At 73.7% G+C, this 12,007-nt stretch carries 10 protein-coding genes; 9 read left to right on the forward strand and 1 reads right to left on the reverse strand.

Annotated elements, in window-relative coordinates:
• The first annotated feature begins 1 nt into the window (after position 1).
• The 9 genes from ABFX81_RS12895 to ABFX81_RS12935 are packed head-to-tail and all read left to right on the forward strand — an operon-like array spanning position 2 to position 10,622.
• Entirely contained in the window at positions 2 to 1,153 is a 1,152-nt protein-coding gene (locus ABFX81_RS12895; protein WP_346138075.1) for a glycosyltransferase family 4 protein, read from the forward strand.
• Positions 1,153 to 1,935, forward strand: a complete 783-nt coding sequence (locus ABFX81_RS12900) for a class I SAM-dependent methyltransferase (protein ID WP_428837177.1) — start codon at positions 1,153 to 1,155, stop codon at positions 1,933 to 1,935. The genes ABFX81_RS12895 and ABFX81_RS12900 overlap by 1 nt, the downstream gene beginning before the upstream one ends.
• Complete coding sequence (locus tag ABFX81_RS12905; protein WP_346138076.1) at positions 1,932 to 6,107, forward strand: alpha-(1->3)-arabinofuranosyltransferase; 4,176 nt, start codon at positions 1,932 to 1,934, stop codon at positions 6,105 to 6,107. The genes ABFX81_RS12900 and ABFX81_RS12905 overlap by 4 nt, the downstream gene beginning before the upstream one ends.
• Positions 6,104 to 7,351, forward strand: coding sequence for a condensation protein (locus tag ABFX81_RS12910; RefSeq protein WP_346138077.1), 1,248 nt, complete (start codon positions 6,104 to 6,106; stop codon positions 7,349 to 7,351). Before ABFX81_RS12905 ends, ABFX81_RS12910 begins: the two co-directional genes overlap by 4 nt.
• Positions 7,348 to 8,085 carry a methyltransferase domain-containing protein gene (locus tag ABFX81_RS12915; RefSeq protein ID WP_086846949.1) on the forward strand — a complete coding sequence of 246 codons (738 nt, stop codon included), beginning with the start codon at positions 7,348 to 7,350 and terminating at the stop codon, positions 8,083 to 8,085. Before ABFX81_RS12910 ends, ABFX81_RS12915 begins: the two co-directional genes overlap by 4 nt.
• Before the next feature lie 15 nt (positions 8,086 to 8,100).
• Positions 8,101 to 9,006 carry a hypothetical protein gene (locus ABFX81_RS12920; RefSeq protein ID WP_086846970.1) on the forward strand — a complete coding sequence of 302 codons (906 nt, stop codon included), beginning with the start codon at positions 8,101 to 8,103 and terminating at the stop codon, positions 9,004 to 9,006.
• A complete protein-coding gene (locus tag ABFX81_RS12925) occupies positions 9,003 to 9,224 on the forward strand; it encodes a Trm112 family protein (RefSeq protein WP_086846951.1) in 222 nt (73 codons plus the stop codon). Before ABFX81_RS12920 ends, ABFX81_RS12925 begins: the two co-directional genes overlap by 4 nt.
• Entirely contained in the window at positions 9,221 to 10,048 is an 828-nt protein-coding gene (locus tag ABFX81_RS12930; protein WP_086846953.1) for an FkbM family methyltransferase, read from the forward strand. The genes ABFX81_RS12925 and ABFX81_RS12930 overlap by 4 nt, the downstream gene beginning before the upstream one ends.
• Positions 10,014 to 10,622, forward strand: coding sequence for a hypothetical protein (locus ABFX81_RS12935; RefSeq protein WP_086846955.1), 609 nt, complete (start codon positions 10,014 to 10,016; stop codon positions 10,620 to 10,622). The genes ABFX81_RS12930 and ABFX81_RS12935 overlap by 35 nt, the downstream gene beginning before the upstream one ends.
• A 7-nt stretch (positions 10,623 to 10,629) precedes the next feature.
• Here ABFX81_RS12935 and ABFX81_RS12940 read toward each other — a convergent pair whose 3' ends face one another.
• A complete protein-coding gene (locus ABFX81_RS12940; RefSeq protein ID WP_086846957.1) occupies positions 10,630 to 12,006 on the reverse strand; it encodes a DHA2 family efflux MFS transporter permease subunit in 1,377 nt (458 codons plus the stop codon).
• Between the last annotated feature and the right edge of the window lies 1 nt (position 12,007).

The raw sequence follows: 12,007 nt of genomic DNA on the forward strand, positions 1-12,007 counted from the left end.
CATGCCCCAGCACGTGCCCTCCCCGCTGCATGCCGCGTCCCCCAGCGCGCCGCAGCACCTTCCGGCGCTTCCCCCACATCCGCGCCGGATCGTCTTCCTCGCCCATCGCGATCTGGACAACCCGTCCGCCGGCGGCTCCGAGCTGCTGGTCGACAAGCTCGCCGACGGCCTGACCCGGCTCGGCCACCAGGTGACCCTGCTGTGCGGGGGCCCCGCGGCCTTCCGGGACTACCGGGTCGTGTCGGCGGGCGGCCCCTACGGGCACTACCTGCGCGCCCGGTCGGCCTTCGCCCGCCAGGTCGGTGACTGCGATCTGCTGGTCGAGGTGTGCAACGGCATGCCGTACCTGGCGCCGTTGTGGCACTCCGGGCCCACGCTGTGCCTGGTCAACCACGTCCACACCGACCTGTGGAAGATGCGCTTCGGCGGGCCGCTGGCACCGGCCGCGCGGATCGGCCGAAGACTCGAACACTGGGCCCTGACCGGGGCGCAGCAGCGCAGTCTGCTGGTCGCGGTCTCCTCCTCCACCGCCCACGCGCTGCGCGCGATCGGTGTCGAGCGGGACCGTATCCGGGTCGTGCACAACGGTGTCGAGGAGCCGGCGCCGCGGGCCGAGCGCTCCCCCGAGCCGTTGTTCGTCGCCGTCGGGCGGCTCGTCGAGTACAAGCGGATCGATCTGCTGCTGCGGTTGTGGGAGCGGGTGCGGCCGGTCACCGGCGGGCGGCTCGTCATCGTCGGGGACGGCCCCGAGCGCGGCAGACTGGAACAACTCGCCGGTCCCGGTGTGGAGTTCACCGGCTACGTCTCGGAGGCCGAGAAGCACCGGCTGCTGTGCGCGGCCTGGTTGCTGCTGCATCCCTCCGCCGTGGAGGGATGGGGTCTGGTCGTGACGGAGGCCGCGGCGCGGGAGACGCCGACCGTGGCCTTCGACGTGCCGGGCCTCAAGGACTCCGTGGTGGACGGTGAGACCGGAGTCCTCGCGCGCGGTGAGTCCTCGTTCGCCGCCGCGTGGTGCGCGCTCGGCCTGTCCGGGTCGCGGCGGGAGCTGATGGGCAAGGCGGCCCGGGAGCGGGCGGCGCAGTTCCGCTGGGACCGGACCGTGCGGCAGTTCCGGGCGGTGGCCGCGGAGGCGGTGAGGGGCTGGGCCCCGTGATACCGCCCAAGCGCCCACGCGGCGGAACCGCACATGTCACGGCCCCGCGCCCCCATGGGAGCGACCCCTCCCTGCGACGGTCTCTCGCCCTGTTCCGTGCCTTCCTCCACGAACAGGACGATCCCGAGAGCTGCTACTCACTGCTCGCCCGGGACGCCGCCGACCAGGTCGAGGCCTACGACGGTCCCGTCGCCGGACGTACCGTCATCGACGTCGGCGGCGGCAGCGGCTACTTCACCGAGGAGTTCCGGCGACGCGGAGCGCACGCGTTCCTCTTCGAGCCGGACATGGCCGAACTCGGCGAGAAGCCCCCCGACTCGGCCGTCGTCGCCGACGGATACCTGCTGCCCCTGCGGGACGGCGTCGCGGACGTCACGTTCTCCTCCAACGTGCTGGAGCACGTGGCCGACCCGGAGACGTTCCTGAGCGAGCTGGCCCGGGTGACACGGCCGGGCGGGCTGATCTACGTGTCGTTCACCAACTGGCTGTCGCCGTGGGGCGGGCACGAGTGGGCCCCGTGGCACTACTTCGGTGCCGAGCGGGCCCGGGCCCGCTACCTGCGGCGGACCGGCAGGCCCGCCAAGCACACGCTCGGCGAGAACCTCTTCGCGGTGCACATCGGATCCACCCTGCGGCAGGTGCGTGCCCGGGACGACGTCACGGTCGTCTCGGCGCGCTCCCGCTACTGGCCGTTCCTCGCGGAGGCCGTCGTCAAGGCGCCCGGCATCCGTGAATTCGCCACCTGGAACCTCCTCCTCATCCTGCGGCGGTGTCCTACATGACAACCACGGTCCAGGCTCCTCCACCGGCAGCCGTCCCCACCACCGCGACCGCGGCGGGCCCGCCCGAGGGCCCGCGGTCGCTGCGCTGGCTGCTGGGTTTCTGGGCCGTGGTGTTCGTGCTGTTCCTGGCGGTGCAGCCGGGACGGCAGACGTTCGACACCAAACTCGGGGTGACGGTCGACCCGGGCCAGTTCCTCGCCGACCTGGGGCAGTTGTGGCACGACCGGGCCGGGTTCGGCGGGATCCAGGACCAGTACGTCGGCTATCTGTGGCCGATGCTGCCGTTCTACTGGCTGTGCGACCTCGTACAACTGCCGGTGTGGCTGGCGGAGCGGCTGTGGATGTCGCTGATCGTGTCCGTCGCCTTCTGGGGTGCGCTGCGGCTGGCCGAGCGGCTGCGGGTGGGCAGTGGTGGCTCCAGGCTGCTGGGTGCCGCGGCGTACGCGCTGTGGCCGGTGTTCACCACCGTCATCGGCTCCACGTCGGCCGCCGCACTGCCCGGCGCGTTCCTGCCGTGGGTGCTGCTGCCGCTGACGAACGAGCGGTACGCCGCCCGGGTCGCGGCGCTGCGGTCGGCGCTGCTGGTGCCGTTCATGGGCGGCGTGAACGCCTCGGCGACGCTGGCGTCCCTGCTGCCGGTCGGGCTGTACCTGCTGTCCCGGCCGCCCGGGCCACGGCAGCGCAAGCTGATCGCCTGGTGGGCTCCGGCCGTGATCGTCGTGACGGCCTGGTGGTGGGTGCCGCTGCTGCTGCTCGGGGTCTACGGCGAGAACTTCCTCCCCTATATAGAGACTTCGCAGACGACGACGGACACGATGTCGGCGACCGAGGCGCTGCGCGGTGCCGGGAACTGGGTCGCCTACCTGCACTTCGGTGAGGCGTGGCTGCCCGCGGGGTGGGCCGTGGCCTCGTCGGTCGTCGTGATCGTGTGCTCGGCGTTCGCGGCCGGGCTCGGGCTTGCCGGGCTCGCCCGGCGGGACATGCCCGAGCGGCGGTGGCTCGTGCTGACGGTGCTCGTGGCGGCGCTGGTACTGCTCGCCGGGTACGGCGGCGCGTTCGGGGCGCCGTTCCACGGGGTCGTGCAGGGCTGGCTGGACGGCTGGCTGTCGCCGTTCCGGAACATCTACAAGTTCCAGACGGGCCTGGCGCTGGCGTTCGTGCTGGGCCTGGCCCATCTGGTGGGTGTGGCCGCCGAGCCGCGCGGGGCCCGCCCGGTGCGCGGCCGGCGCTTCGCCCCGCTGATCGCGGCGGTGCTGATCCTGCCGGGGCTGCTGTGGCCGTACCTCAACGGCTCGATCCTCAACCCGGGTTCCTTCCAGAAGCTCCCCGCCTACTGGCAGGCCACGGCCGACTGGCTGGAGAAGTACTCGCCCGACTCGCGCGCCCTGGTCGTCCCGGCGACCGCGCACGGCGTCTACACCTGGGGCTCGCCCATCGACCAGCCGCTCGACGTGCTCGCCGAGTCGCGGTGGGCGCAGCGCGACTACGTCCCCTTCGGCACGCCCGGCAACCGTCGCGCGATGGACGCGGTCGAGCAGGCGCTGCTGTCCGGTGCCGAAGTCCCGGGTCTCGCCGACTACTTGAGCCGGGCGGGGCTGTACTACGTCGTCGTACGCAACGATCTCGACCCCGACCAGATCGGCCATGTGCCGACCTCGACCGTCAAGCGCACCCTCGAACAGTCGGGGTACGAGCGGGTGACGGGGCTGGGGCCGGTGATGACCGGCGGCCGGATCGCGCAGGACGCCCCGCTCCAGGTCGAGGGGCTGTACGCGCGGCAGCGGGCGGTGGAGATCTACCGGCCGACCGGCCAGGACGTGGTCCGGCCCGGGCAGGCGGGACTCATGCCGGTCTCCGACACGGCCGTGGTGTCCGGCGGCCCGGAGGCGCTGCTGCCGCTGGCGTCCCGGCTGCGCGGGCGGGCGACCGTCCTGACCGGCGACAACCACCCGGGGCTCGGCACCCCGGCGGTGCAGGTGGTGGGCGACGGCATGCGGCGCGCCGACACCCGGTTCGGTGTGGTCAACGCCGGTACGTCGTACACGTACACGCGCGACGAGCGCAACGCGCCCGACGCCCAGCAGGACCCGGGCGAGAAGCCGCGCCAGATCCTGCCGACCGAGGGAGCGGAGCACCAGACGGTGGCCGAACTGCGCGGCGCCCGCTCGGTGACGGCCTCCTCGTACGGCAACTGGCTCTTCCACCTGCCGCAGTTCGACCCGGTGAACGCCTTCGACGGCAACCCGGACACCGCGTGGACGGAGGGCTCGCCGGACACGCCGGACGGGCAGTGGCTGCGCATCGGCTTCACCGGCTCATACGACATGCCGTCCTCCTTCAAGGTCACGCCGCTGCCGCAGGACAGCGTGCGGGCGGCCCCGACGAAGGTGCGGGTGGAGACGGAGAAGGGCGAGCGGACGAGCTTCCTCCGGCCGAACGGCACGGCGCAGAGCGTCAAGGCGCCCGAGGGCGGCACCCGGTGGATGAAGCTGACGATCGTGGACTCGGTGGAGCGCCGGGCCGGGCTCACCGGCGCGGGCTTCTCCGAGATCGACCTGCCGGACGTGCAGGTGACTCGGCTGCTGCGGCTCCCTGCGGACGCGGCCGACGCGACCGCTGCCGCCACGGTCGTCTCCCTGCACCGGGCCTCCGACCCGACCGGCCTCTCCGCGACCGGCACCGAGGCCGGCCTGCACCGCCGCTTCACGACTCCGGCCGCCGGGACGTACGAGGTGAAGGCGAGCGCGGTGCCGGTACCGGGCGAGGAACTCGACCGGCTGCTGTACGAGGTCGCGCCCGAGCAGCAGTCCCGGATCGTCGCAACCGCCGACTCCACAGCGCGCCTCGGCGCGGGCCTCGCGGCACGCAACCTCACCGACGGCGACCTGACGACCGCGTGGATCGCGGGCGACCGGCCGACGATCCACCTGAGCTGGGAGGGCAAGCAGCCGGTCGGCGAACTCGTCCTGGCCCCCGCGGGCGGTCTGTCCGCCCGTGCCTCCCAGGTGCACATCAGCTCCCCGGACGGTGCGACGATCGCCGGCGTCGACGAGAACGGCTGGGTACGCTTCCCGCCGATCACCACCGACCGGCTCGACATCACGATCACCGAGACGGCCCCGCTGACCCTGCACAACCCGGTCGCCGACGAGAAGCTGCGCCTCCCGGTGGGCCTCACGGAGGCGTACATCCCCTCCCTCGACCAGTACCGCACCCCGCAGCCGGACGGCGCCCGGAAGTTCTCCCTGCCGTGCGGCAAGGGCCCCGACGTGGCGCTGGACGGCGAGCTGTACCAGACGGGCGCGAAGGGCACCGTGCGTGACCTGGTGGAACGGCGGTCCGTCGAGGTGACGCTCTGCCAGGAGGGCCGCAGCGACGGCGAGGTGCAGTTGTCCTCGGGCGACCACCGGCTGGAGGGCGGCGACGCCGGCCCCCTCGTGCTGACGGACGTCACCCTGACCCGCGGGACGGTCCCGGAGGCCGCCGCGGCCGGGCGTGAGCTGCGGGTCCGGGACTGGCTGGGCGACCGGCGCGAGGTGTCGGTCGGCTCGGGCGCGGCCTCGTACCTGACGACGTACGAGAACTTCAACGACGGCTGGAAGGCCACCCTGAACGGCAAGGAGCTCACCCCGCTGCGGCTGGACGGCTGGCAGCAGGGCTGGCGGGTCCCGGCCGGGGCGGGCGGCGCGGTCAAGCTGTCCTACGAACCGGCCACCACGTACGACGCCGGGCTGATCGGCAGCGGCGCCGGCATCGCGGTGCTGCTGGGCCTGGCGCTCTGGCGCCGCCGCGCCCCCAGCCCCGACGCGCCGCAACCGGCCCCGCCGCTGCCCGGCCTGTGGCTCGGCACGGTGGCGCTGACGCTGGTCGGGGCGGTGATCGCGGGCTGGCTCGCGCTGCTGGTCCCGGCGCTGGCGTTGCTCGCGGCCAGGCGGCACGCGCTGCTGGTGCCGATCGCGTTCGCAGCGCTGGCGGGGGCGGGCATCGCTGCCGCGTCCGGGGCCGGGGAGCCGGTGGGCGCGGGCGGGGGAGCGTTCGGCCGTACGGCCCAACTGCTGGCGTTGATCGGCCTGTTCGCGGGACTGGTGAGTCTGCGGGAGGGGCCCTCCTCCGAGGCGCCGACGCAGCAGCTGCCCAGGACGACGGACACGGGGAAGGGCGAGCCCGCATGACGGCACCGGTACGCATCCCGTTCCCGGTGGTGGACGAGGTGTCCCGGCACTGCCTCCAGGAGGAGGAACCGGAGACGGTCCACATCGAGGTCCATCTCCCCGGTCCCGTCGACCAGATGCGTCTGCGCAAGGCGTTCACGGAGGCCCTGCACCGGCATCCGCGGATCCTGATGCGGGAGGCGCGGGGGCCGTGGTACCGGCGGCGGTACGAGTGGGAGCTGACGCCGGAGCCCGATGTGGAGGTGGTGACCTTCGCCCCGCCCGGGCCGCGGGCGCTCCAGGACGCCAGGACCCGGGCCCTGACGGAGGCGCCACCGCTGTCGGTGTCCCCGCCCATACGGCTCGAAGTGGTGGACTCGGTCCTCTTCCTCACCATCAACCACACCGCCCTCGACGGCCCGGCCTGCCTCCGCGTCCTGGCCACGGCCGCCGAACTCTACGGAGGCAGGGACAACGCCCCCGCGGCACCCCCGGTCCGACCCGCCGAGCCCCGCCAGGAATCCTCGGACACCCCGACCACCTGGTCACCCCCCGCACGGGTGGCGCCCGGCACTCCGGACCCCTCCCCCGGCAACGGCATGCTGGTGACGGAACTCCCCCTCCCCCACCGCCCCAAGGGCTCCCCCTACACCGTCAACGACCAGCTCATGGTCACCACGGCCCTGACCATCGCCCACTGGAACAGGGAGCACGGCGCCCGGCCCCGCCCCCTGCGCATCACCATGCCCGTGGACGACCGCCCCCGCGACACCACGATGCCCATCGGCAACGGCACCCGCCTGGTGGAAGTCCCCTTCACCCCATCCGAGTTGAACCACCCGGACATGACCGCCCTCCTCCGGCGCACCGCGGAGCGGACCCGGGCGCTGAAGGCCCTCCCCCGCCCCCAACTGGGCCACGGCGCCGCCCTCCTCACCGCCCCCTGGGCCCCGGTCGCCGCCCGCGCCGCCCTCACCCGCACCCTGCGCCGGGCCGCCGCGCCCTGGACGTCGACCACCCTGCTCAGCAACATCGGCCGTATCCCGTACCCCCTCGACTTCGGGGAGGAGACGGGCCGCGCGCACGCGGTCTGGTTCTCGGCGCCGGCCCGGATGCCGCGCGGCCTCACCGTGACCACCGCTTCCACCGCCGGCCGCCTCCACCTGGCCCTGCGCTGGTCCCGTGCCCTGCTCAGCCACGGCGACGGCGCCCACCTCCGCGACCTGTTCGAGCACTATCTGCACACCACGGAGGTGACCCCGTGACGAGCGCCCCCGCCCGGCCCCCCGAGTTGCGTGACTTCTACGAGAACCCGGCCGTCCCCGTCGCCTCCGGCACTCCGCGCAGCATCCGCCAGGCCCGCATGCTGGCCGCCGCCCTCGGACCGGCCACGACCGGTCACACACGGACAGTCCTCGACATCGGCTGCGGGGACGGCACCGCCGCGGCCGTCGCCGCGCCCTTCCTCCCCGGCCACCGCGTCATCGGCGTCGACTGGTCGCAGGACGCCCTGAGGCGCGCCCGCACCCGCATCCCGTACGCGGTCCGCGGTGAACTCACCGGCGGCGGGCTGCCGTTCGCGCCGGAGTCGGCCGACGCCGTGCTGTTCAGCGAGGTGATCGAGCACCTCGTCGACCCGGACGCGGCGCTCGACGAAATCCGCAGGATCCTGCGGCCCGGCGGGCACCTGATGCTGTCCACGCCGAACCTGGCCGCCTGGTACAACCGCGCGTTGCTGCTCGCCGGCGTCCAGCCGGTCTTCTCTGAGGTCAGCCTGCGCGGCATCCACGGCCGCCCGGGCCGGGAGGTCGTAGGACACCTGCGCCTCTACACCGCCCGGGCGCTGCGGGAGTTCGTCGCCGCGTCCGGGTTCACGGTCGTACGGCTGGAAGGTGCTCCCTTCCACGGCGTACCGCGTCCGCTGCGGCCGCTGGACCGGCTGGCCTGTGCCCGGCCGCAGCTAGCGTCGATCCTGCTGCTGCACGCCAGGAGGACGTAGCCCATGTGGTGGGGAGTGGCCGCGGCCCTGCTGGCGAACACCCTGTACAGCCTGGGCTTCGTGCTGGAGAAGCGGGCGCTCACCTCGCTCCCCGAGGTGAGCATCCGGAAGCCGGCCCGGCTGTTGCGCCTCGTCCTCGGCAGCCCCCTGTGGATCGGCGGTTCCCTCGCCCTGGCCGCCGGTTTCGCCGCGCAGCTCGTCGTCTACCGCACCCTCCCGATCGCCGCCGCGCAGGGCATCTTCGTCTCCGGCCTGGTGCTGCTCGTGCTGCTGTCCGCCCGGCTGCTCGGGGAGGAGACGAGCGGCCGGGAGCGGTACGCGCTGGGTGCGATCCTGCTCGCGCTGCTGATGGTGGTGCTGTCGCTGCGCGAGGGCTCGGACACCGTCAGCCAGGACGCGCCGTACCAGTTGATCCTGCTGGTGTGCGTGCCGTCGCTGGCGGCCGGGCTGTGGCTGTACGGCTCGGCCGAGCGGCGGGCCCGCAACCGGCACCGGCGGCCGACGACCGGCGTCGAGTACGGGGTGGCCGTGGGGCTGCTGTACGGCGTCAGTTCGCTGGCCATCAAAGGTGTGTCGAGCCATCTGACGACCAGCGGGATCGGCGGTGCGGTGCTGGACCTGCTGAGCTCCCCGTATCCGTATCTGCTGCTGTTCACCGGTGTGTTCGGCCTGGTGATGTCGCAGGCGGCGCTCCAGCGCTGCCGGGCCTCGCTGATCGTGCCGGTGTGCACGACCGTGACGTCCCTGTTCACGGCGGTGCTCGGCACGCTGTCGTTCGGCGAGGCTCTGCCGGACGATCCGCTGCGGCTCGCGCTGCGGTTGGCGGGCACGGCCCTGGCGGTCGCCGTGCTGCTGACCATGCCGAAGCACGACCCCACTCCCCAACCCACCGCACCAGCCAAGGAGTTGGCCTCCCCATGAAGCCCGACGACCCGCTGCTGAAGATCCTTGCCTGCCCGCTCGACAAGGGCCCGCTGCATCTGCTGGCCGAGGAGACCGGGCAGGAGGAGGCGCTGTACAACCCGCGGTTGCGCCGCCGCTATCCGATCCTCGACGGCATTCCGCAGCTCCTGCCGTCCTCGGGCGAGCAGGTCTCGGACGACGAGCACGAGGAACTTCTCCAGAGGATGGCCCCATGACCAGCCTGGCAGCCCGCCTCGCGCCCTTCCTGCCCACCCGTCTGGTGGCCGCGACGGCCCGGGCGCTCTACCCCCGGTTCGAACCGGAGCTGGCCCGGCTCGCCGAGCTGTGCCCGCCGGACTGCGGTACGGCGGTGGACGTCGGCGGCTGGTACGGGCCCTGGACGCACCGGCTGTCCGGCCTGGCCGAGCACGTCGTGACGATCGAACCGGTGCCCCACCTGGCCCGGCTGCTGGCCGCCGACGTCCCGCCGAACGTACGGGTGATCCGTGCCGCGGCCTCGGACCGCCCGGGCATCGCCCGCCTGTGGCTGCCGTCGGACGACTCCGGTGACCGGGGCGTGTCGTCGCTGGTGCGGCGCGACATCCACGGCCGGGCGCTGGACGTCCCCTGCGTCACGCTGGACGAACTGGGGCTGCGGAACGTCGGCTTCATCAAGATCGACGTGGACGGCAACGAGCCGGCGGTCCTGCGGGGCGCGACGGGCCTGCTGGCCCGCGACCGCCCGGCCCTGTTCGTGGAGCTGGAGTCCCGCATCCAGCCGATCAGCCCGGTGGTGACGTACCTGTCGCTGCTCGGCTACGACGGCTGGGTCCTGCCCGGCGACCGGTGGGTGCCGCTGGCGAAGTTCCCCCTGGAGGCGCACCAGGAGGACGCCTCCTACGTGGTCTCGCACGGCCTGCTGCGCCGCGTCCTGCCGTCCGGCGTCCTGCGCGGCCCGCGCTACGTCAACTCGGTGCTCTTCCTCCCGGACGGCCGCCGCCCGGGCACCGCGCCGGTGGGCGACGATGGTTCCCATGCCCTCCGGAAAGCGCCCCGCTAGCCCCTTCACACCGCTCGGCTTCCAGCTGGTGCTGCTGCGCCGCATGGCCGACCACAACCCCGATCTGGTGGAGGAAGCCCGGCACGAGCTGGGGGTCTCCCTCGCGGACATGCGCGAGGCCAACAAACGCTGGCAGGCGATGGTCCGCTCCCCGCGGTCCCGCTCGTCCCTCTCCCGCTACCGCTCGGTGCTGGGCGAACCCGAGTCCCGCACCGCCCGCCGGATCGGCGACCTGGACTGCGAGGCCTGGCTCTGGCCCGTCCCCCTCTGGCCCGACCTGCGCTTCGAGGTCCTGACCGCCCCGAACGGCGCGGTGTGGAACGAGTGGCTGGTCCGCGCCCCGGGCGCCGAGGGGCCCGGGTTGCGCACGCTCGACGACCTCACCCCCTGGTCCTGCACGGTCGACGAGGCGGCCCGCGCCTTCGCCCCGGCCCGTCCCCTGGAGGGCACGGCCCCGACCCGCTGGGGACTGGCGTTCACCGCGCCGGACGCGCAGGGCGTGCGGTGGGAGGTCGTCGCGGAGTTCACGTGGGGGCTGGTGCAGCGGGTGGCCGTGACCGGCCGTCAGGGCTGAGGGACTCCTAGGGGGTGTCCTCGTCGGACCGCCGGGCCTTCGCGGGCACGCGGCGCCATGCCAGGCCCGCGGCCGCCAGGTAGGCGAGCGCGCCGATGAGCATGCTGGTGCGGATCCCGGTGCCGTAGTCGCCGGCGGAGGCGAGCAGGCTGCCGCCGAGGGCGACGCCGGTGGCGCTGCCGATCTGGCGGGTGGTGTTGAACAGGGCGGAGGCGGCCCCCGAGTACGCCTCGGGGGCGGCGCCCATCACGGTGGCGGTCGAGCCGGTGAGGGCGAAGGACGTACCGAATCCCGCGGCCATCATCGGGACCACCAGCAGCGCGTAGGCGGCGTCGGCGCCGGCCGCGGCCCAGCCGGCCAGCCCCAGGGCGGCCAGCAGCATCCCGGAGACCACCAGGGGACGGTCGCCGGTGCGGCGGGTGAGCCGCCCGGACAGGACGGAGGCGAACGTGGTCATCGCCACGGCCGGGAACAGCGCGAGACCGGTGCCGAGGGCGCTGTAGCCGCGCTGGTGCTGGAACTCCAGGCTGGCGGTGAACACCATGCCGTAGAAGCCGAAGTTGAACAGCAGGCCGATGCCGGCTCCGCCGCTCAGGGCGGGGGAACGCAGCAGGCCGAGCGGGAGGACCGGGGACCGGGCGAGCCGCTCACGCACCACGAACGCCACGGCGGCCAGTACGGCCAGGCCCGCACCGGCGAGCACGGCCGGATCGGTCCAGCCCCGCCGCCCGGCCTCGTTGAGCGCCGCGGTCAGCAGCGCCACCGCCGCCACGACCGCGCACTGCGCCGGCCAGTCCAGGGCCCGGCCGGCGCGCCGGGGCGAGCGGGCCACGTGCCGCAGCGTCAGCACCAGGCAGGCCACGCCGACGGGCAGGTTGACGAGGAACACCCAGCGCCAGCCCACCGTGGAGACGAGCAGCCCGCCCAGCAGCGGCCCGGCGGAGGCCGCGATGCCCGCCATGGAGCCCCACAGCCCGAAGGCCCGGGAGCGTGCGGTCCGCTCGGGATAGGCCTGCTGGAGCAGGGCCAGGGAGCCGGGCACGATCAGCGCCGCGCCGAGCCCCTCCACCAGCCGGGCCGCCACCAGGAAGGGCGCGGTGGGCGCGAGCGCGCACGCGGCGGAGGACACGGTGAAGACCGCCACGCCCGAGCAGAAGACCCGGCGGTTGCCCAGCCGGTCCCCGAGCGCACCGCCGGTCAGCAGGAACCCGGCGAGGACCAGGGTGTACCCGTCGGTGATCCACTGGATGCCGGTGAGCGAGGCCGACAGCTCCCGCCCGATCACCGGCACGGCGACGTTGATGACCGTCACGTCGAGGATCACCATGAAGTACCCGGCGCACACCGCGAGCAGCGGTGCCCAGGACCGTCGCGCGGAGGGCATG

The organism is Streptomyces coeruleofuscus (genome assembly GCF_039532725.1).
Lineage (GTDB): Bacteria > Actinomycetota > Actinomycetes > Streptomycetales > Streptomycetaceae > Streptomyces > Streptomyces coeruleofuscus.